Origin of the sequence: Salinibacterium sp. CAN_S4, assembly GCF_015752305.1 — a bacterium.
Taxonomy (GTDB): Bacteria; Actinomycetota; Actinomycetes; order Actinomycetales; family Microbacteriaceae; genus Rhodoglobus.
The window spans coordinates 39057-59481 of the sequence record NZ_JADOVB010000003.1 but is presented as its reverse complement, the minus strand read 5'-3'; the positions used below and the strand labels follow the sequence as shown (position 1 = coordinate 59481).

Annotated in this window: 15 protein-coding genes; 9 read left to right on the top strand and 6 right to left on the bottom strand. The window is 65.5% G+C overall.

Features of this window, described 5'->3' with window-relative positions; genetic code table 11:
* The first annotated feature begins 98 nt into the window (after positions 1-98).
* The 3 genes from mmsA to IWX81_RS09275 are packed head-to-tail and all read left to right on the top strand — an operon-like array spanning position 99 to position 4154.
* Positions 99-1622: a multiple monosaccharide ABC transporter ATP-binding protein gene (gene mmsA / locus IWX81_RS09285; protein WP_199281274.1), complete on the top strand. Its 1524-nt coding sequence runs from the start codon at positions 99-101 to the stop codon at positions 1620-1622.
* On the top strand, positions 1619-3004 hold the full coding sequence (locus tag IWX81_RS09280) for an ABC transporter permease subunit (protein ID WP_334593692.1): 1386 nt from the start codon (positions 1619-1621) through the stop codon (positions 3002-3004). The genes mmsA and IWX81_RS09280 overlap by 4 nt, the downstream gene beginning before the upstream one ends.
* A gap of 49 nt (positions 3005-3053) precedes the next feature.
* Complete coding sequence (locus tag IWX81_RS09275; protein WP_199281052.1) at positions 3054-4154, top strand: substrate-binding domain-containing protein; 1101 nt, start codon at positions 3054-3056, stop codon at positions 4152-4154.
* A 70-nt stretch (positions 4155-4224) separates the two neighbouring features.
* On the opposite strand, the gene IWX81_RS09270 is transcribed toward IWX81_RS09275, so the two are convergent.
* Positions 4225-5061, bottom strand: coding sequence for a helix-turn-helix domain-containing protein (locus tag IWX81_RS09270; protein WP_199281051.1), 837 nt, complete (start codon positions 5059-5061; stop codon positions 4225-4227).
* 122 nt (positions 5062-5183) lie between these two features.
* On the opposite strand from IWX81_RS09270, the gene IWX81_RS09265 reads away from it, so the two are divergent.
* From IWX81_RS09265 to IWX81_RS09245, 5 genes are all read left to right on the top strand, one after another.
* The gene (locus tag IWX81_RS09265) at positions 5184-6116 is read left to right on the top strand and encodes a phytanoyl-CoA dioxygenase family protein (RefSeq protein WP_199281050.1); all 933 of its coding nucleotides are present in this window, start codon (positions 5184-5186) and stop codon (positions 6114-6116) included.
* Between the two features lie 208 nt (positions 6117-6324).
* Complete coding sequence (locus tag IWX81_RS09260; protein WP_199281049.1) at positions 6325-7251, top strand: carbohydrate ABC transporter permease; 927 nt, start codon at positions 6325-6327, stop codon at positions 7249-7251.
* Positions 7248-8141 carry a carbohydrate ABC transporter permease gene (locus IWX81_RS09255; protein ID WP_199281048.1) on the top strand — a complete coding sequence of 298 codons (894 nt, stop codon included), beginning with the start codon at positions 7248-7250 and terminating at the stop codon, positions 8139-8141. Before IWX81_RS09260 ends, IWX81_RS09255 begins: the two co-directional genes overlap by 4 nt.
* Before the next feature lie 90 nt (positions 8142-8231).
* Positions 8232-9527: an ABC transporter substrate-binding protein gene (locus IWX81_RS09250; RefSeq protein WP_334593687.1), complete on the top strand. Its 1296-nt coding sequence runs from the start codon at positions 8232-8234 to the stop codon at positions 9525-9527.
* A 47-nt stretch (positions 9528-9574) separates the two neighbouring features.
* A complete protein-coding gene (locus IWX81_RS09245; RefSeq protein ID WP_334593685.1) occupies positions 9575-11632 on the top strand; it encodes an alpha-galactosidase in 2058 nt (685 codons plus the stop codon).
* Here IWX81_RS09245 and IWX81_RS09240 read toward each other — a convergent pair.
* Positions 11629-13656: a beta-galactosidase gene (locus IWX81_RS09240; RefSeq protein WP_334593683.1), complete on the bottom strand. Its 2028-nt coding sequence runs from the start codon at positions 13654-13656 to the stop codon at positions 11629-11631. The two genes, IWX81_RS09245 and IWX81_RS09240, sit on opposite strands and share 4 nt — an antisense overlap.
* Positions 13657-13801: 145 nt before the next feature.
* Here IWX81_RS09240 and IWX81_RS09235 point away from each other — a divergent pair, with 145 nt between their 5' ends.
* The gene (locus IWX81_RS09235) at positions 13802-14845 is read left to right on the top strand and encodes a LacI family DNA-binding transcriptional regulator (protein WP_334593681.1); all 1044 of its coding nucleotides are present in this window, start codon (positions 13802-13804) and stop codon (positions 14843-14845) included.
* A 38-nt stretch (positions 14846-14883) separates the two neighbouring features.
* On the opposite strand, the gene xylB is transcribed toward IWX81_RS09235, so the two are convergent.
* From xylB to IWX81_RS09215, 4 genes are all read right to left on the bottom strand, one after another.
* Positions 14884-16284 carry a xylulokinase gene (gene xylB, locus IWX81_RS09230; protein WP_199281270.1) on the bottom strand — a complete coding sequence of 467 codons (1401 nt, stop codon included), beginning with the start codon at positions 16282-16284 and terminating at the stop codon, positions 14884-14886.
* Positions 16285-16459: 175 nt separating this feature from the next.
* Positions 16460-17650, bottom strand: a complete 1191-nt coding sequence (gene xylA / locus IWX81_RS09225; protein ID WP_199281045.1) for a xylose isomerase — start codon at positions 17648-17650, stop codon at positions 16460-16462.
* Positions 17651-18019: 369 nt separating this feature from the next.
* Entirely contained in the window at positions 18020-19186 is a 1167-nt protein-coding gene (locus IWX81_RS09220) for an ROK family protein (protein WP_199281044.1), read from the bottom strand.
* Between the two features lie 87 nt (positions 19187-19273).
* Entirely contained in the window at positions 19274-20278 is a 1005-nt protein-coding gene (locus IWX81_RS09215) for a LacI family DNA-binding transcriptional regulator (RefSeq protein WP_199281043.1), read from the bottom strand.
* Between the last annotated feature and the right edge of the window lie 147 nt (positions 20279-20425).

The following is a 20425-nucleotide window of genomic DNA, read 5'->3' as shown; positions in this document are numbered from 1 at the left end:
TTCTCCAAGGCGCATTGCACTGAATATCTCGTGTAAAGCCATGACGCGGAGGTCACGCTGTGGAGTTGGCAGGCACTAATGAGCCGACGATCCTGGAGATGCGCGGCATCACCAAGGAGTTCCCCGGCGTAAAAGCACTCGATAACGTCACCCTCACGGTCAAGGCCGGAGAGATCCACGCGATCTGTGGAGAAAACGGCGCGGGCAAGTCCACCCTCATGAAGGTGCTGTCCGGCGTCTACCCCTATGGCAGCTACACGGGCGACATCATCTACCAGGGCGCCGAGGTGCGGTTCAGCAACATCCGCCAGAGCGAGGGCGCCGGCATCGTCATCATCCACCAGGAGCTCGCGCTCATCCCGCTGCTGTCGATCACCGAGAACATCTTTCTCGGCAACGAGCCGACCAAGCGCGGGGTCATCGACTGGGTGAAGGCCAAGAGCATGGCTCGCGAACTGCTGGCTCGGGTCGGCCTCGACGACGATCCAGACACGCTCATTAAAGACATCGGCGTGGGCAAGCAGCAGCTCGTCGAGATCGCCAAGGCCCTGCACAAATCGGTGAAACTCCTGATTCTGGATGAGCCGACCGCCGCTCTCAACGAATCGGATTCCCAGCACCTGCTCGACCTGCTGCGCGGGCTCAGGAGTCGGGGGATCACCTCGATCATGATCTCCCACAAGCTCAACGAGATCGAGGCGATCTCGGACGAGATCACCATCATCCGCGATGGAAAGACGATCGAGACCCTCAACGTCAAGGCCGACGGTGTCGATGAGGATCGCATCATCCGGGGCATGGTCGGTCGCTCGCTCGAGAACCGCTTCCCCGAGCGCAACCCGCACATCGGCGAGGTGTTCTTCGAGGTGAAGAACTGGAACGTGCAGCACCCCCTCGCCGCCGATCGCATGGTCGTGAAGAACTCCAGCTTCACGGTGCGCCGCGGTGAGGTCGTCGGATTCGCGGGCCTGATGGGCGCCGGCCGCACCGAGCTCGCCATGAGTATCTTCGGCCGGTCCTACGGCAATTTCCTCTCCGGTGAGCTGATCAAGGACGGCAAGGAGATCCGCGTTCGCAACGTAGGCGAGGCGATCGAGAACGGCATCGCGTACGTGAGCGAAGACCGCAAGGCGCTCGGGCTGAACCTGCTCGACGACATCAAGCGATCGATCGTCTCGGCCAAGCTCTCCAAGATCTCGAAGGCGGACGTCGTCAACGAGGTCGAGGAGTACCAGGTCTCGGAGAAATACCGCAAGAGCCTGCGTATCAAGACCCCCACCGTGTACGAGGGCGTCAATAAGCTCTCCGGCGGCAACCAGCAGAAGGTCGTGCTGGCGAAGTGGATGTTCACCGACCCCGACATCCTGATCCTCGACGAACCCACCCGCGGCATCGACGTCGGTGCCAAGACCGAGATCTACGCGATCATCCGCGAACTGGCGGCGCAGGGTAAAGGCGTGATCATGATCTCGTCCGAGCTGCCCGAACTGCTCGGTGTCTCAGACCGCATCTACACGATCTTCGAGGGTGCGATCACGAGCGAGATCTCGGCCGACCGCGCCGACCCCGAAACACTGATGAAGAGCATGACGTCCACCGAGAAGAAAGCCCCGAAGCTATGACCGACATGACCACCAAGCCGGAGAAGTCCGGGGGGATCCGAGACCTTCGCAAGATGTTCAGCGGAGGCGGCCGGCAGTTCGGCATCCTCGGGGCGCTTGTGATCATCATCGCCTTCTTCCAGATCGTCACGGGCGGAAAGACCCTCGATTCTTCCAACCTCATCAACCTGGTCAATGGCAACGCCTACGTGCTGATCCTCGCCGTCGGCATGGTCATGGTCATCGTGGCCGGCCACATCGACCTCTCGGTCGGTTCCGTCGCGGCGTTCGTGGGCATCGTCGTCGCGCAGGTAATGCGCGGGCTCAGCTTCCCCGGGCTTCCCGACGGTCTCGGCTCGTTCCTGACCGTGTTCATCGGCATCATCGTGGGCCTGATCATCGGTGCGCTCGTCGGCGCGTGGCAGGGATGGTGGGTCGCCTACGTCGGCGTTCCGGCATTCATCGTCACGCTCGCCGGCATGCTCATCTTCCGAGGAGCCAATCAGTTTGTGGGCAACTCGACCTCCATCCCGGTTCCCCGTGAGTTCGCCTACATCGGTGGCGGCTTCCTGCCCGACTTCGGTCCGGGCCCCTTCTCGAACCCCACCCTGATCCTCGGCCTCCTCGTCGCCATCGCCATCGTCTGGCAGGAGCGTCGCCTGCGTCGCAACCAGGCCAAGATGGGTGCAGAGCAGGCGCCGCTCTGGGTCAGCGTCGTGAAGGTCGCCGTCGTGCTCGCCGTGGTCGTCGCGGCCACCCTGCTGTTCGCCTCGGGCCGTGCCGGAACGAGTTTCCCGGTGGCCGGTCTTATTCTCGGCGTGTTGGTTCTCGGCTATTCCTTCCTCACGAACAACACGACAATCGGACGGCACATCTACGCCGTCGGTGGCAACTGGAGGGCGGCTGAGCTCTCCGGTGTCAACATCCGCAAGGTCAACTTCTTCGTCATGGCGAACATGTCGATCATCGCCGCCCTCGCCGGCATGTTGTGGATCGCCCGGTCCGTGGCATCCGGCCCCGGAGATGGCGTGGGCTGGGAGCTCGACGCGATCGCGGCGGTCTTCATCGGCGGCGCCGCCGTCTCCGGTGGCATCGGAACCGTCGCTGGCTCGATCATCGGTGGGCTCGTCATTGCTGTGCTCAACAACGGACTGCAGCTCATGAGCGTAGGAGCCGACCGGGTGCAGATCATCAAGGGCATGGTCCTGCTGCTGGCCGTCGGAATCGACGTCTACTCGAAGCGCCAGGGTAAGCCGTCCATCATCGGGCTGCTCACTCGCGACCGCAAGTCGACCCTCGAGGGCGCCCCGGTAGCGTCCGCACCGCAGGGCACACAGACTCCCACCCCTTCGGGTGGGCCACAGGAAACCGCTCGGCCCAAGGACCTCACTCCCGAAGGCTGAGACAGACCGGTTTTTTGATAATCCAGATGCACCAGAAAAGAGAGTACCAATGAAGAAACTCGTTATCGCGACGACGGCCTTCGCCGCCATCGCAGCGTTGACCCTCGCCGGTTGCTCGAGCCGGGGCGACGTCGCCACGGATGGAGCGAGCGCAGAGGCCGGATTCGCAGCTGACTCCACCATCGGAGTTGCGCTGCCCGACAAGACCTCGGAGAACTGGGTGCTCGCCGGCCAGCTGTTCACCGACGGTCTCACCGAAGCCGGTTTCAAGCCCGACGTGCAGTACGCCCCCGCGAACAACACTGTTCCCGAGCAGCAGAACCAGATCTCGTCGATGGTCACCAACGGCGCCAAGGTCATCATCATCGGAGCCAAGGATGGCGCACAGCTGTCATCCCAGGTCGAGGCGGCCAACGCTGCCGGCGCGACCGTCATCGCCTATGACCGACTGATCCTGAACACCGACGCCGTCGACTACTACCTCGCATTCGACAACTTCAAGGTGGGCGAACTGCAGGGCCAGGCTCTGCTGGACGGCCTCGCGGCCAAGTTCCCGGACAAGGACTCGTACAACATCGAGCTGTTCTCGGGCTCGCCCGATGACAACAACGCCGGAGTCTTCTTCGACGGTGCGATGAGCGTTCTCCAGCCGAAGATCGACGACGGAACTCTCGTCGTCGTGTCCGGCCAGACGGACGTGGCCCAGACCGCAACGCAGGGATGGCTCGCGCAGAACGCACGCAGCCGCGCTGACACGCTGCTCTCGGGAAACTACGCATCGGCTGACCTCGACGGTGTGCTCTCGCCGAACGACACCCTCGCTCGCGCCATCATCGAGGGCGTCGTCGCCGCAGGCAAGCCGCTGCCCGTCATCACCGGCCAGGACTCAGAAGTCGAGTCCGTCAAGTCGATCATGGCTGGCGAGCAGTACATGACCATCTACAAGGACACCCGTGCGCTCGTGGCACAGGCCATCGTGATGGTTCAGGACCTGCAGGCCGGCAACGAGCCCGAGGTCAACGACACCGAGTCGTACGACAACGGCGTCAAGGTCGTCCCGTCCTACCTCCTCGCACCGCTGGTTGTCACCAAGGACAACGCGGCTGAGGTCTACAAGGGCAACGACAGCCTCGAGCCGCTCACCAAGTAGCAGCTCTTAGTTCGGCATCGAAGGCCGGTCGGGGTTCGCTCCGGCCGGCCTTTGTCGTTCCCATTCCCGTTCAGCCCGCGTTCTGTGCGTGGAGCCGCCGGTAGGCCCCCGGTGTGATTCCGCAGGCGGCACCGAAACGGTCGTAGAACTGGCTCACGGACTGGAAACCGACGCTCAGCCCGATCTCCTGGACCGGCAGGGTGGTGGTGATGAGCAGGCGTTGGGCGTGAGCCACCCTGCACTGCGCGAGGTACGAGCCGATGGTCGTGCCGACCGAGGTGCGGAAGGCCGTCATCGCGTATCCCGGATGAACGTGGACCGCCCGCGCGACGTCGGCGACCGAGATCGGCTCCGCCGATCTGGTCGAGATGAACTCGGCCATCCGGCCTGCAAGGAGCGCCGACCTGCCGGGAATGCGCTTCTCGGCTCCCGGGGAATCGGCGCGGAGCGGTGCGAAATCCAGCCGCCTCAGATACGCCTCGAGTTCGAGTTTCACTATGTCGTCGGTCCAGGGGTTCGCAGCAGCAAGGTCTGCACCCCACTGCTCGAACCTGTCGACTGCCGGCGCGCCCCGTGGGGCATCCGAGAAGAGGACGACGTCGCCGCGCAGCATGCGAGCGGCCAGTCCGTCCGGCAGGTTCCACGACAGGAACAATCCGAGCGGAACTGTGAGCCAGTGCACCCAGTCTTCCGGGGCGTCGTCGATGAGCTGGTGCGGTCGTGCCGCCCAGAATCCCGCGAGGCGGTTCGGGGGGATATCGACCAGTGTGCCGTCGATGCGGTAGCTCATGGCGGTCGGTGCGATGTTGAATTCGATGTCGTCGTGTTGGTGCGCGACGATCATCCTGGCCCTGCTCGATCGCTGACTGGCGAGACCGAAGCTCGGCTGGCTCGAATCGATGTGCATGAGTATCCCGGAATTATTAGAGATTCAGACCGAATCTCTTCGACATCCTAGTCATTAGCGTGGAGACACCGAGATGCCGATAGGCACATCGAATCGCCGTCTACGAGAACCAGGAGCCACGAATGACCCCATCCACCCCAGCCGTGACAGTCGCCGCGCCGTACCTGCTGAGCGCGGAAGAGGTGCGCAGTTTCGACGAGAACGGGTACCTCGTGCTCCGCGATCGCATCCCGGCGGACCTGCTTTCGCGCCTCCAGGCCGCCGCTACCACCTGGATGGAGGACGCGCGCACCGTCGACGCCGACGATCCAGCCTCCGTCGATTACCACTACGCGAATCGCTCGATCGGGCGAGTGATGTTCCGCGTCGACTACGTCCACAACAAGGGGCAGGCCGCATCGCTCGAGTTGCTCGGGAGCCCCGCCGTGCTCGGCATCGCCGAGAGCCTCGCCGGCCCCAACTTCGTCCCGACCTACGAATCCCTCGTCTTCAAGAACGAGGGGGACGGCGCCGCGATCGAGTGGCATCAGGATGCCGTGCACCCTCGCAACTTTCGCGTCTTCAACGTCGACGTCTACCTCGACTCGTCGCGCATCGGAGAAGGAGCATTACGTGTCGCTCCAGGGTCGCACAAGCGACCAGTGGATATTTGCGACCTCAAGGACACGTATGGCTGGGATGCACCCGGCGTCGTGCAGGTCGAGATGGAGCCCGGTGACGTGCTCGTGCACGACGTCATGGTCGTGCACGGTTCAGAGGCCGTGACGGGCAACAAGCTGCGCCGCACGATCTACTACGAGTTCAGGGCGGCCGAGCAGATCATGAGCGAGGGCCCGTGGGATGCCGCGTGGGTCGACCAGCGCCTTCGACTTCTGCCGCTCGGGCTGGCCGAGCATCAGGGCGCCCGTCCCGACGCCACTCAGTTCGACTGGGGGATCAGCGACGAGTTCCGCCCGGATTCATCGGGAGACAGGGATGCTGAGCTGCGGGTGGCACACACCGCACACAGCCCGGGTTCGTACTGCAGCGCGGGAAGTGTGCCGCTGCCCGCCTAGCCCGCTGGTGCGGTGGGGGTGCCGCGATCGGCCCGCCGGTGCGACGCGGCACCCCCTATTCGGTTGACAGTCAGAAATCCATGTGAATAAGATGGGAGCGTTCACAGAGATCATGTCGGCAGCGTCCTTCGCTGGCTGATCGAGCACATCCAGGGCCCGGACCGGGCTCGCCCGCTGCGCCAGACCAACGATGATCGGGGCAATTCCTATGACGGTGACCTCAGTACGAGCCCCCCGCCAGGGGTCAGGCACGAGCGCGACTCCGCGGAAAAGGCTGAGTCACCGCAAGGCGCTCGCCATCTTCGTCGGGCCCTTCCTGCTGCTGTATGTGCTCTTTTACGTCATCCCGATCGGGTACGCGATCTACCAGTCTTTCCTGACCGTGGAACGCTCGGGAACCTTCGGTCCAGCGACGACCGTCTTCGGCGGGTTCACCCAGTACATCGCGGTGTTCCAGGCCAGCGACTTCTGGGCCTCAGTGCTGCGGGTGCTCGCCTTCGGCGCAGTGCAGGTGCCGGTCATGCTCGGGCTGGCGCTGCTCTTCGCGCTGCTGCTCGACTCCCCGCTGTTGAAGGGCAAGAAGTTCTTCCGCCTCGCTTTCTTCGCTCCCTACGCCGTTCCTGGCGTCATCGCGGCGATCATGTGGGGCTTCCTGTACTCGCCCTCACTGTCCCCGTTCAGCGCGATAACCCAGAACATCCCGTTCCTGGGGGCTGACCTGGTGCTGTGGTCCATCGCGAACATCGTGACGTGGGTTTATGTCGGCTACAACATGCTGATCATCTACTCGGCCCTGCTCGCCATCCCCACAGAGATCTACGAAGCCGCCAGAATCGATGGCGCGAGCAACTGGGCCATCGCCTGGCAGATCAAGATCCCTCTCGTCACACCCGCGCTCATCCTCACCGCCGTGTTCTCGATCATCGGGACGCTGCAGTTGCTGGCCGAACCGCAAACACTGCGCAGCTTCAGCACGGCTATCAACTCGACCTTCACACCCAACCTCGCCGTCTACACCACGGCCTCGGTGCCGAATTACAGCCTCGCGGCGGCCTTCTCCGTCGTGCTCGCCCTCTCGACGTTCGTGCTGTCGTTCGTCTTCCTCAAGGTCACACAGAAGCGAGCATTCGCATGAGCGCCCCGAGCCTGACTCGCAGTTCGACCACAGGCGGTTCGCAGCGTGAGCCGATCCTGTCCCGATCCGCCGCGATGCTGATCATGGGCGTCTTCACGCTGTACTTCCTCATTCCCATCTGGTGGCTGCTGGTCTCGTCCACCAAGACGCAGGGTCAGTTCACGACGACGCCGGCCCTGATCTTCACGCCGGATGCGATACCGAACTTCGTGAACAACATCAGCGGCCTCTTCACGTACAACGACGGCGTCTTTCTGAAGTGGATACTGAACAGCGTGCTGTACGCGGGCGCCGGCGCGTTCCTCGGTACCGTCGTCGCGTCCATGTGCGGATACGCGCTGGCCAAGTACGGATTCCGCGGGCGGGAGGCGGTGTTCAATGTCGTGCTCTCCGGTGTTCTGGTTCCGGCCACCGCGCTCGCTCTGCCGCTCTTTCTCATTTTCAGCCAGGTCGGACTCACCAACACGTTCTGGGCGGTCTTCCTGCCGAGCATCGTGAGCCCCTTCGGCGTCTACCTGGCGCGCATCTACGCCGCCTCGAGCGTCCCGGATGAACTGCTGGAGGCCGCTCGACTCGATGGCTCGAACGAGGTGCGCACCTTCTTCACCGTCGCTACCCGGTTGATGGCGCCAGCCCTGGTGACCATCTTCCTGTTCCAGTTCGTCGCGATCTGGAACAACTTCTTCCTGCCGCTCATCATGCTGCGGGACCCCAGCCTGTTCCCGGTGACCCTGGGTCTGTACTCCTGGAACAGTGCGATCGGCCAGAATCCTGAACTCCGGTCGTTCGTCATCATCGGCGCGTTCGTGTCGATCATCCCGCTCATCATCGCCTTCCTGAGCCTTCAACGGTTCTGGAGCGGCGGTCTTGCGGCGGGAAGCATCAAGTAGATCACAACCCATCACTCACGATCCGGCCCCGGATGGTGAACACAGCACACGATTGGAACACTCATGCAACGCAACCTCAGAACGGTAGCTATGGCAGCTGCCGTTGTCTCGGCGCTGGCCCTCGCCGGATGTTCGAGTGCCACACCGGATGCCGCCGCCGGCGGCTGTGAACCGTCCGACGGTCCCGTCGAACTCACCTTCGCCAGCTGGGTTCCGGGAATGGACCAGGTCGTCGCGCTCTGGAACGAGAACAACCCAGACATCCAGGTCGAGTTCCAGACGGGGCCGAGCGGTAACGCCGGCACCTACCAGAACTTCTTCAACCAGATCACGGCGGGCAACGCTCCCGACGTGGGCCAGGTCGAATACGACGCTCTCCCCAATTTCCGCGTGCAGGACGGGCTCGAGAACATTGCAGAGTGCGGCGACATCCTCGCGGCCGGCGACCAGTTCGTCGACTGGACCTGGAGCCAGGTGACCTTCGGTGAAGACAACGCTGTCTACGCCATCCCGCAGGACTCCGGCCCCACCGCGATGTACTACCGTGCCGACCTGTTCGAGGCTGCCGGTATCCCCGTCCCGACGACGTGGGCAGAATATGCGGATGCCGCCGCGAAGATCAAGGCGCTCGGCTCCTACATCACCAACTTCCCCAAGACCGACGTCAACTGGTTCGCGGGAATGGTCTGGCAGAACGACGGCCAGTGGTTCGAGAACAACGGCGAAGAGTGGTCGGTCGACCTGACCAGCCCGGAGTCGCTCGAAGTCGCCGACTACTGGCAGGGACTGCTCGACCGCGGCGAGGTTTCGACCCTCGCCTCGTTCTCGGACGAGTGGAACGCATCGTTCAACACGGGCCAGCAGTGGACCTGGATCTCGGCAGTCTGGGGCGCCAGCACCATCAAGAGCGGTGCGCCAGACACCTCGGGCAAGTGGGCCGTGGCCCAGATGCCGCAGTGGAACGCCGGCGACGACGCCGCCGGAAACTGGGGTGGCTCGTCGACCGCCGTGCTGAAGGGATCGAAGCACCCGTACGAGGCAGCGCAGTTCGCGCTGTGGCTGAACACCGACCCTGACGCGCTCGAACTCGCGAACGAGCTCGGTGGACTCTACCCGGCATCGAAGGACGGCGCCGATCTGCCGGTCTTCACCGCTGAGCAGGAGTTCTACGGCGGACAGAAGATCTACGACGTCTTCGCCGAGGCTTCGTCCCAGGTCATCCCGAACTTCGTATGGGGACCGACCATGACGCAGACCTATACTGACGTGTCAGACGGCTTCGGTGCTGCGCTGGGTGGCAGCGGTACGCTGGCCGACGCGCTCGAGGCCGGGTCGGAGAAAACGATCGCGGCCCTCAAGGCACAGTCGATCCCTGTCGCGGAGTAACAAACATCACAAATATCATCTACCTCCGCTCCCCGGGAACCAGCGTCGTGCTGGACGCCCGGGGGGTGGGGGTTCCCTCTTGTGTGCACTGGGGTGCGGACCTCGGTGATCTCAGCCCACAGCAGCTCGAGAGCATGGTCGACACCCAGACCCTGGCGATTCCACCCAGTTCCATCGGCATTCCTTCGACCCTGAGCCTGCTGCCCGTCTCCAGCGAAGGCTGGAGTGGAACACCCGGGCTCTCCGGCCACAGGGGCTCGCAGACCGTCGAACCATCGTTCACGCTCTCTCGCATCGACCGACGCGATCAGGGCAGCGTCCTCTTCGCGTTGCGGGATCCCGCAGAGGGCCTCGAGGCATCGGTACACCTCGACCTGTCGCCCGAAGGCCTGCTCGTGACCCGCACCACCGTGACCAACACCGGTGACACCGACTTCACCCTGGGCAGGCTGGGTGCGACCCTCCCGGTCCCTCCCAGAGCGAGGGAGGTGCTGGATGTCACGGGCCGCTGGTCGTTCGAACGCCGTCCCCAGCGTCGCGAGCTCGCCCACGGGAGCTGGAGCAGGCAGACGCGTCACGGTCGAAACGGCCACGACAGCCCCGAACTGCTCGCGGCGGGAACGCCGGGCTTTGGATTCCGCAGCGGCGAGGTCTGGGCCGTGCACCTGGCCTTCAGCGGCGACCACGACCTGTACGCGGAATCTCATGCGACGGGTCGCGCCGTGCTCGGAGCCGCCGAATTGCTCGCGCCCGGCGAAATCACCCTCGCCGCGGGGGAGCGGTACGAGTCTCCACAGATCCTCGCCGCCTTCTCAGCCGCCGGCCTCGACGGTGTGTCTGAGCGCTTCCACTCCTGGGCCCGTCACCGACGCCCTGTCGGCGTACGACCGGTGATCCTGAATACGTGGGAGGCGGTGTACTTCGACCACGATCTCGAGCGGTTGACGTCGCTGGCCTCGGTCGCGGCATCCGTCGGTGTCGAAAGGTTCGTGCTCGACGATGGATGGATGACGGGTCGCACCGACGACACCCGCGCCCTCGGGGACTGGACTGTCGACCCGGAGCGCTGGCCCCTGGGCCTGACCCCGATCATCGATCATGTGCACTCGCTCGGGATGGATTTCGGGTTGTGGGTCGAGCCCGAGATGGTGAGCCTCGACTCGGACGTGGCGCGCGCGCATCCGGAATGGGTGCTCACCGGCTCGCCGAACCGGCTGCCCCAACCGTGGCGTAACCAGTTCGTGCTCGACCTCGCGAACCCCGAGGCCTTCGACTCCGTGCTCGGCCAGTTGTGCGCACTGCTCGACCAGTACGACATCGCGTACCTGAAGTGGGACCAGAACCGGGACATGCTCGGCGGATCGGCCCACCGTCAGACCCTCGCTACCTGGCGGCTCATGGCGGAACTGAATTCCCGTTATCCCTCGCTGGAGATCGAATCCTGCTCCTCGGGCGGCGGCCGTACCGACCTCGGCGTGCTGCAGTTCACCGACAGGGTGTGGGCCAGTGACACCAACGATCCGGTCGAGCGCCAGCGGATCCAGCGATACACCTCGATCGTGCTGCCACCGGAAGTGATCGGCAGCCACCTCGGGGCGACCGTGGCGCACACCACCGGCCGCCAAACCGATCTCGGCTTTCGACTGGCGACGGCGTTCTTCGGCTCTGCGGGAATCGAGTGGGATCTCACTACGTCGACCGAGGAGGAGCTCGCCTCCGCAGCCACCTGGATCGGCGAGTTCAAGAAGCATCGCGCCATGCTGCACTCCGGGACCGTGGTGCGTGCCGACTCCGCGGATGCCGCGGTGGAACTTCATGGAGTCGTCGCCGCCGACCTCAGCGAAGCGATCTTCGCCGTGGTCTGTCTCGAAGCACCCAGGGACGCGGCCAGTACTGGCATGATCCTGCCCGGGCTCGATCCCGCAGCAGACTATCGCGTCGAGCCTCTCGATCTCGGTGCGCCGGTGCAGTACTTCCACGGCATCCCGCCGTGGCTGGCGGCGGGCGGCGCAACGCTCTCGGGCCTCGTGCTGGGATCGGTCGGTCTTGCCTGGCCGCCGCTGCAGGCACAGCAGGCGCTCGTGCTGCGGGTCGTGCGACTCTAACGGATCGACTCGCGCAGCACCCTCACGGCCCCGGCAGGCACGGCGACGATTCCGTCGATGCTTTCGCCCGTGGTCAGCTCCGTGCCCGTTCCGGCGAGCGACACGTCGGAGGCCGAGTGGTTGATCACGAATACGAACCTGTCGGTGCCGTTGGAACGGGTGACGACCTCGACATCCGCGCCCAGCGTATGGCCGGTCACGCCAGCCTCGGCGAGGGCGCTGGCGACGAGGGTCTCGTACGAGTCATCATCGAGTGCGGTTGCAACGTAAATGGCCCTGCCGTCACCGAACGCATTCGAGGTGATGGCCGGATGACCGGCGACCTGCCCGTCGGCGAACTCGGTCATGACCGTGGCTGTGGTCACCCGCACGATTTCCGTCCAGATGCTTCCCGTGGCACCGTCGGTCAGCGAAGCCGTGCCGCCCTGGCCGAGCGGGAAGAACTCTTCGGTCCAGGCTCCAAGGAGTTCGGCGAACGCTCCGGGCGGCGTTGCCCCCGTGGCATCCATCCGCAGCCGGAGTTCGTCGTCGGCCAGACCGGAGAAGAAAGTCACGACTGCGTGGCCCCCGCCGGCGACATAGTCGGACAGTCCGCGGGCGTCGCTGTCGTTGACGCAGTAGAGCGTAGGCACGATGACGAGCGAATAGCCGGCCAGGTCTGCACCCGGAGGGACGAAATCGACTGTCACCCCCGCTGATCGGAGGGCGGAGTAGGCACGATGAGCCTCGGTGAGATAGCTGACGTCTTCAGACGGGTGGGTTTCATGGCTCGCCGACCACCGTGATTCCCAACTGAACATGATGGCAACGCGAGCGTCGACCCTGGTGCCGCTGACCGGGGCCAGCCGGTCGAGCATCGCGCTGAGTCCGAGCGTCTCGCGCCAGATCTTGGAGTCGGTTCCCGCATGGGGCAGCAGAGCGGAGTGGAACTTCTCGGCGCCCTGACGCGAAGCCCGCCACTGGAAGAAGCAGATTCCGTCGGCCCCGCGGGCGAGGTGGGAGGCGACGGTGCGGACGAGTTCGCCGGGCACCTTCGCGATGTTGTGCGGCTGCCAGCTGACGGCGCTCGTGGCCGTCTCCATGAGCATCCACGGCTCGCCGTGGGCGAGACCACGGGTCAGGTCCGCCGAGAATGACAACTCGACCTCGGGACGATCGAGCCGGTAGTCGACGTAATGGTCGTTGGCGATGAGATCGACCTCGGGCGCCCAGCGCCAGTAGTCCTGGGTGCGGATGTGGGCGGTGACCATGAAATTGGTCGTGACGGGAGCCGTGCTGGCCGCGCGGATGACGGCGAGCTCCTCGCGGTAGTAGCCCAGCAATTCCTCGGAACTGAAGCGCTCGAAGTCGAGCCGCTGGGCGGGGTTGCCCGCAGACAACGTGGAGCGGGGCGGAAGGATCTCGCTCCAGTCCGAGTAGTGCTGGCTCCAGAACGTGGTGCCCCAGGCGTCATTGAGTCGGGTGATGCTGTCATAGCGCGCCTCGAGCCACCGTCGGAACGAGGCAGCCGAGACGTCGCAATAGCAGAGCGCGTTGTGGCACCCGAGCTCATTGGAGACGTGCCAGAGGGCCACAGCCGGATGGGATCCATATCGCTCTGCTACGACAGAAGCCAGGCGAAGTGCATGTTCGCGGAACACCGGCGAGCTCGGGCACCACGCCTGCCGTCCGCCGGGCCAGCGTCGGGTGCCGTCGGCCATCACCGGCAGGATCTCCGGATGCCGCGTCGACAGCCATGGCGGCGGTGACGAGGTGCCGGTGCCGAGGTTGACCCTGATGCCGTTCTCGTGGAGCAGCGCGATGATCGCGTCGAGGGAGTCGAAGTCGTACTCGCCGGGGCGAGGTTCGATCGACGCCCAGCCGAAGATGTTGATCGCGACAATGTCGACTCCGGCCTGGACCATGAGCGCGACATCATCGTGCCACACGCTCACGGGCCACTGTTCGGGGTTGTAGTCGCAACCGAAAAGAATTCCGTCGCGCTGCCAGCCGTGCGCGGCCGAGGCTGTCTCGTGTCGCCTCACAGCAGCCTCCTTTAGCATGCCTGTGAGCGTGCACAGAGCAAAGTCAAAAATAAGCCCGCTCTACAGGGCGGGCAGCCTTAATCGTAGCTGGGAGCCGTTCGGAGTGTCAATCGTGAGCGCTCACGTTCCGCCCTCGAACGGCGCCATGACAGCTAAAGTAGCGATCATGCGCCAGAGTGACGATCGCCCGAAAAGAGCAACGATCTTCGACGTGGCCGATGAGGCGAAGGTGTCCAGGGGAACTGTATCCAGGCTGCTCAACGGCGAGCGTTACGTCTCGGACTCGGCGCGGGAGGCCATCGAACTCGCGATCGCCAAAGTGGGCTATGTGCGCAACATGGCCGCGCGCAATCTGGCCTCCCAGCGCACGCGCGCCGTCGGGCTGATCGTGCATGAGCCGCACTCCGTGTTCCTCGAGGATCCCAATATCGGCGCCATCCTGCTGGGTACGAACGAGCGCCTGTCTGAGGACGACTACCAGCTGGTGTGCCTCATCATCGGGTCTGACCGCGACTCCGCAAGAGTGGCCGACTTCCTGCGCGGCGGATTCGTGGACGGAGTGATCATCGTCTCGGCCCGCGAACACGACCCCATCGCGCTCGCCATCAGTGAGATCGGGCTGCCGGCGGTCACCGTCGGGCATCCATCCGATGTGCCGAAGATCGCCTTCGTCGGGATCGACAACTACACAGCTGCCCAGGATGTGACTGCTCGACTTCGCGACACCGGTCGGACCAGGATCGGGATGATCGCCGCCGCCCTCGACCGCGACTCAGGCGCCGATCGGCTGGCGGGTTTCCGATCGGCGATCGGGGATCGTTTCGACGAACGGCTCGTCGTGGATTACCCCCTCTACTCGCGCGAGACCGGAGTCGCGGGAATGAAAGAACTCCTCGCCCGCGAACCCGACATCGACGGGGTGTTCGCCGCGTCTGACGCGATCGCCGCCGGGGCCATCGACGTTCTTCGCCAGGCCGGCCGCAGCATCCCTGACGACATCGGAATCGTCGGGTTCGACGACAGCGAATGGGCCCAGCGGTGTTACCCACTACTGTCGACGGTGCGTCAGCCCGCCGACCTGCTGGGACGCCAGGCTGCCTCGATCGTGCTCGACCTGGTCAACGGGATCCGGCCAGAGAAGACCGGAACGCTCCTGCCGACCGAAATCGTCTGGCGCGACTCCGCCTAGCGGGATCTGCCCAGCGTGTTAGACCCCGCCGGCTCGACCTAACGTGCGGAGTACTGCTGCCGGATGACCGGCCGGGTGTCGACCGCCGGCTCGGCATGCACCGGCACGTCCCACCTAGGGCGATCGCCCTGCAGGGCCCACGCTGCCTGCGCAGCGGCACCGAGTGCCACGTATTCGCCCGGCGTCGGAACCACGACCGGAACCTCGAATACCTGCGCAGCAATCGCCGAGACCGCGCGGTTCTGGGCGGCACCGCCGATCAACAGGATCCGCCGGGCCTGCACGCCCTGTGCGCGCAGGGCGTCCATGCCGTCTGCGAGACCGCAGAGCAGCCCCTCGATCGCCGCGCGGGCGAGGTCGGGTCGGGTCGTGGAGGCGAGGGTCATTCCGAACAGGGTGGCCGTGGCATCCGGCAGGTTGGGCGTCCGCTCGCCCTCGAAATACGGCTGCAACACGAGACCGCCTGAACCGGGTTCCGCCTGCAGCGCCAGCGTGCCGAGTTCGTCGTGGGTGACGCCGAGCAGTCCGGCGATCGAGTCGAGCACCCGCGCGGCGTTGAGGGTCGCGACGAGAGGCAGGAAGAGCCCGCTTGCATCGGCAAATCCCGCGACGGCGCCAGTCTCGTCGTGGCTGGGAGTCGCGGTGACCGCGAAGACTGTGCCACTCGTGCCGATCGACACCACGACGTCACCGTCGCGCGCGCCAAGGCCGAGGGCGGCTGCGGCATTGTCGCCGGCGCCGGCTCCGACCACCATCCCGCCCTCCGGTGTCGGAAATTCAGGAGTTGACGCAATAGTTCCGGCCGACGCGCCGGGCGCGACGATCCGCGGAACGAGAGTTCCTGAATTTCCGATGGCGAGCTCGAGCAGGTCCCTGTCGTACTCGCCGGAGACCGGGTCGAAGTATCCGGTTCCGCTCGCGTCAGAGCGATCCGTCGTGAGCGCATCGAGCCGCGGATTCTGCGGGCCGAAACCCCTGAGGCGCCAGGTGAGCCAGTCGTGGGGGAGCGCCACGGCGGCGACAGCGGCAGCGTGCTGCGGTTCGGTGTCGCGCAGCCAGCGCAGCTTCGTGCTCGTGAAACTCGCCACAGGCTTCGAACCCGTGCGGGTGATGATGTCCGGAACCTCGACGGCCAGGTCTCGCGCCGCCTGCGCGGAACGAGTGTCGTTCCACAGCAGGGCGGGCCGGATGACGCGGCCGCCGTGATCCAGCACCACCATGCCGTGCTGCTGCCCCCCGACGGAGATCGCGGCGACGTCGGCGAGACCGCCGGCGTCAGCGATGGCCTGCTGCAGCGCGGTCCACCATGCCTCCGGGTCGACCTCGGTGCCGGCGGGGTGAGCCGCGCGGCCCGAGCGGACCGTCACCCCGGTGGCGGCATCCACGATGACGATCTTGCAGTTCTGGGTGGAGCTGTCGACTCCGGCAACGAGGGTCATGATGATGTTCTCCTCACCCGTTTCGGGCTCTGTCATTATTCAGGAGGTGGTGAAAGTGGAGTGGCTGGTGGGGCCATTGAGCTCACGCTGAGCTCTCCTGCCCCACCATCCACATCACCTCCGGAATAATGAAAGGCCGGAGGGTCGGGGTCGGGGTCGGGGTCGGGGTCGATGGTTAGCGAGCGCCCATCAGGTGCTCGGTGGCCAGCTGCTGCAGCCTGACGAACCCGAATCCCTTCCCGTTGAAGTAGGAATCGGTGTCGAAGTCTTCGAACGATGCCCGGTCGGCGAGGAGGTCGTCGTAGGTCTCACCGGCGGAGAGGGTGGGCTCGGCGAGCTCGGGAACGCGAGCCGCCGAGAGCGCCTCCTGCACCTCGGGGTCGGCGCGGAACGCCGCCGCACGCTCCTTCAGCAGCAGGTAGGTGTTCATGTTGGCGGCGGCAGAGTCCCAGACGCCGGTCTCGTCCTCGGTGCGGCTCGGCTTGTAGTCGAAGTGGCGCGGGCCGTCGTACGAGGGTCCGCCGTTGGGGCCACCGTTCTCGAGCAGGTCGACGAGCGCGAAGGCGTTGTGCAGGTCACCGTGACCGAACACGAGGTCCTGGTCGTACTTGATGCCGCGCTGGCCGTTCAGGTCGATGTGGAACAGCTTTCCCTGGTAGAGGGTCTGGGCGATTCCGGCGGCGAAGTTGAGCCCGGCCATCTGCTCGTGGCCGACCTCGGGGTTCAGGCCGAACAGTTCGGGGCGCTCGAGGGTCTCGATGAACGCCATGGCGTGGCCGACAGTCGGCAGCAGGATATCGCCGCGGGGCTCGTTCGGCTTCGGCTCGATCGCGAACCGGATGTCGTAACCCTTGTCGGTGACGTAGTCGCCGAACACGTTGAGGGCTTCGCGGTAGCGCTCGAGGGCGCTGCGGATGTCTTTGGCTGCGTCGTACTCCGCGCCTTCGCGTCCACCCCACATCACGAACGTCTTTGCGCCGAGTTCGACGCCCAGTTCGAGCTGGCGCATGGCCTTGCGCATGGCGTAGCGGCGCACTCCGCGGTCGTTGGAGGTGAATCCGCCGTCCTTGAAGACCGGAGCGCTGAAGAGGTTGGTGGTGACCATCGGCACGATGAGGCCGGTGTCGGCGAGCGCCTGCTTCAGGCGGCCGATCTGCGTGTCACGCTCGGCGTCGGTCGACCCGAATGCGTAGAGGTCGTCATCGTGGAAGGTGAGTCCGTATGCACCGAGCTCCGCGAGCTTCTCGACGGCGTGCACGACATCGAGGGGAGCGCGGGTGGGGCCACCGAACGGGTCTGCGCCGTTGTATCCGATCGTCCAGAGGCCGAAGGAAAACTTGTCTGCTGGGGTGGGGGTGACGGGCATAATGCGACTCCTGGCTCATCGTCGAGAAATTGTTGTTCTGGCAAACTTATCGCGAAAGCGTGGTTGGCGGAACCTGTCCGCGAAGATTCTCCGCGGCACGAGGGATGGAGTGCTCGCCGAAAGCAGACACGCCGCGAACGCTCGCAACGCTCGATCACGATTCGATAGGTGCAGCTGTCATCGACGACAAAAGCCTTGCCGTTTCCGCTGAGACATTCTTAGGGTGTGCAGGTCGGCCCGGATTTCCGGCCTATGTGCGCGAGGAGCGCCCACGGTACGACGTACTCTCTTCCGAGCCTTCGCGGCGCTACTGCTCCTGACGGCCGGCGGCGCGCTGATGCTGCGCCGCCGCCTGGCGGGGCGCTCCGGCTAGCGGGCAGCAGCGGGGTCGCGGAGCATGGCGGTGAACGCCAGCTCCGCGGCCCCGATCAGCAGGCGATTCTCGCCCAGGGCGGCCGGGAGGATGGTGACATCCTCCCAGGCCGCGGCGACCGTCATCTCGCGGATTCCGCGGCAGAGCAGCGCGGCATCCCACGCCAACAGCGCATCGAGAAAACCTCCCAGCACGACGAGCTCGGGGTTGAACACATTGATCGCGTTACCGAGGGCGACGCTGAGAATCCGCTGTTGTCGAGCGAGTTCGCTGTGCACGGCCGGGTCGGATGACGCGAGCAGGGCATCTCGGAGCTGCGGTTCGTCGGCACTCTCCAGACCGACCACCTCGAGCAACCGGGCACGGCTGACCTCGTCTTCGAGAGTGCCGTACTGCGTGGTGCGATCGCCGGGGTCGCCGAGGCCAGGCCGGTTCTGCCCGAACTCGCCGGCGTAGCCGCGCACTCCCGACAGCGCTATGCCGCGCACGACGACCCCGCCGCCGATGCCGCTGGCACCGCCATTGAGGTACACCAGCTCGTCAACGCCCCGCCCTGCCCCGAACAGCCGCTCGGCGACCGCACCGAGGCTCGCGTCGTTGTCGGCGTACGTCGGGAGCCCGGTGGCGTTCGCGACCATCGTTGTGATCGGCACCTCGCGCCACTCGAGGTGGGGCGCCCAGCGCACCGTTCCGTCGCTCGACCTGACCAGGCCGGGGACGGCGAGCCCGACGGCGTGCACGTGCCGGTCAGGGCTCGCCTCGCGCATCTCGCGTACCAGTTCTGCGATGACGGCTGTCATCTCCTCAGGGTCGAGTGGATGGTCGACCTCCCGGCGCACGCGATGCTCCACGCGCGCCCCGAGGCCGACCACTGCGGCGGTAACGGAGTCGACCTCCGGGTTGAGGGCGATGATGACCGGCCGGGGGTCGGGGTGCACGAGGGGAGAGGGGCGGCCGACCCGATTGCTGGAGAGAGCGTCGCTCTCGCGCACGAGCCCGAGCTCGGTGAGTTCCGCCACAAGGTCGCCGATCGTGGAGCGGTTGAGTCCGGTGACGGCGGTCAGTTCCGCCCGGGACGGACCACTGCCGCGGTGGACCAGCTGCAGCACCGCCGCGAGGTTGCGGCGCCGCGCGTTGTCACTGCGTCCCTGGTGGTCTGGCATGCGAATACCTTAGCCAGCGCGGTTCGCTCAACCCGGGTGCCATGCTCAGCCGGCGCGTGATGCTCAGCGTGATGCTCAGCCGGGAAGTCAGGCGGGCCGCGGTGGTGCTGTCGTAGCCCGGGCGACCAGCCGGGTCGGAAGCAGGCTGTGCATGGTCTCAGGCTGCTCGCCGGCGAGCAGTGCCACGACCATCCGCGCCGCTGTCGCGCCGAGGGTCTTCATCGGTTGGCGGATGGTCGTCAGCGGCGGCGTCATCTGCGATGCCTCGGGAATGTCGTCGAACCCGATCACCGACAGGTCGCCGGGCACGTCGAGCCCGAGCTCGGCGGCCACCTCGAGAATGGCAATACCCGAGAGGTCATTGGCGGCGAATACCGCAGTGGGGCGGTTGCGTCCGCGCAAGAGCGACAGCGCGGGCTCCCGGGAGGTCTGCTGTTGGTAGAGTCCGTCGCGAACGAGCGCAGGGTCGTATGGCAATCCCGCGTCGGCGAGGGCGCGGCGATATCCGGCATCCCGAAGCGCCGCCGAGCGGAGGTCGGGACGACCGCCGATAAAGCCGATGCGGGTGTGCCCGAGCTCGATGAGATGCTGGGTCGCCTGGCGGGCGCCACTGAAGCTGTCAGATTCCACCGTCGGCAGGTCGGCCCGACCGGTGTGCGGGTCGATCGCGACGATCGGGATGTCTGATGACGCGCTCACCACGGTCGGCGTGACCATGATCGCGCCGTCGATGAGGGTGCCACTGAGGCGCTGGAGCGACCGCCGCTCCCACCCCGGACCCTCGACCTGGCGGGAGCCCGCGTAGGCGAGGAGGTCGTAGTGTGAGTCCCGGAGCTCGGAGCCCACGCCCTTGAGGATTTCGGCGCTGAACGGCTCGAAATCCGCGACCAGCACCCCGATCACGCCGGTCTTGCGCGAGCGCATGCTGCTGGCGACGATGCTCGATTCGTACCCGAGCTCCCTGACGATTTCGAGCACCCGGGCGGCGGTCTCGGGCGCGATCCCGTATCTGCCATTGACAGCTTTGGACACGGTCGCCACCGAAACACCGGCGGCGGCGGCCACGTCATTGATCGTCGGTCTGCGCCCCATGATGGTCCGAGAGTAGCGCTAGAAACCGTTTTTGAAAACGTTTGACACTGTTTCTGGCAAATGTGAAGCTGACGGAACCTGGAGATAATCCAGCACCCCGGGCACGACTCGGGACCTGCATCACACCGTGCTCACCGCGCGGCGCAC

What these genes read in the sequence shown, in the direction of transcription:
- mmsA (WP_199281274.1), top strand. Translation starts at nt 99, where the DNA reads ATGCGCGGCATCACCAAGGAGTTCCCCGGCGTAAAAGCACTCGATAAC.
- IWX81_RS09280 (WP_334593692.1), top strand. Translation starts at nt 1,619, where the DNA reads ATGACCGACATGACCACCAAGCCGGAGAAGTCCGGGGGGATCCGAGAC.
- IWX81_RS09275 (WP_199281052.1), top strand. Translation starts at nt 3,054, where the DNA reads ATGAAGAAACTCGTTATCGCGACGACGGCCTTCGCCGCCATCGCAGCG.
- IWX81_RS09270 (WP_199281051.1), bottom strand. Translation starts at nt 5,061, where the DNA reads ATGCACATCGATTCGAGCCAGCCGAGCTTCGGTCTCGCCAGTCAGCGA.
- IWX81_RS09265 (WP_199281050.1), top strand. Translation starts at nt 5,184, where the DNA reads ATGACCCCATCCACCCCAGCCGTGACAGTCGCCGCGCCGTACCTGCTG.
- IWX81_RS09260 (WP_199281049.1), top strand. Translation starts at nt 6,325, where the DNA reads ATGACGGTGACCTCAGTACGAGCCCCCCGCCAGGGGTCAGGCACGAGC.
- IWX81_RS09255 (WP_199281048.1), top strand. Translation starts at nt 7,248, where the DNA reads ATGAGCGCCCCGAGCCTGACTCGCAGTTCGACCACAGGCGGTTCGCAG.
- IWX81_RS09250 (WP_334593687.1), top strand. Translation starts at nt 8,232, where the DNA reads ATGGCAGCTGCCGTTGTCTCGGCGCTGGCCCTCGCCGGATGTTCGAGT.
- IWX81_RS09235 (WP_334593681.1), top strand. Translation starts at nt 13,802, where the DNA reads ATGACAGCTAAAGTAGCGATCATGCGCCAGAGTGACGATCGCCCGAAA.
- xylB (WP_199281270.1), bottom strand. Translation starts at nt 16,284, where the DNA reads ATGACCCTCGTTGCCGGAGTCGACAGCTCCACCCAGAACTGCAAGATC.
- xylA (WP_199281045.1), bottom strand. Translation starts at nt 17,650, where the DNA reads ATGCCCGTCACCCCCACCCCAGCAGACAAGTTTTCCTTCGGCCTCTGG.
- IWX81_RS09220 (WP_199281044.1), bottom strand. Translation starts at nt 19,186, where the DNA reads ATGCCAGACCACCAGGGACGCAGTGACAACGCGCGGCGCCGCAACCTC.
- IWX81_RS09215 (WP_199281043.1), bottom strand. Translation starts at nt 20,278, where the DNA reads ATGGGGCGCAGACCGACGATCAATGACGTGGCCGCCGCCGCCGGTGTT.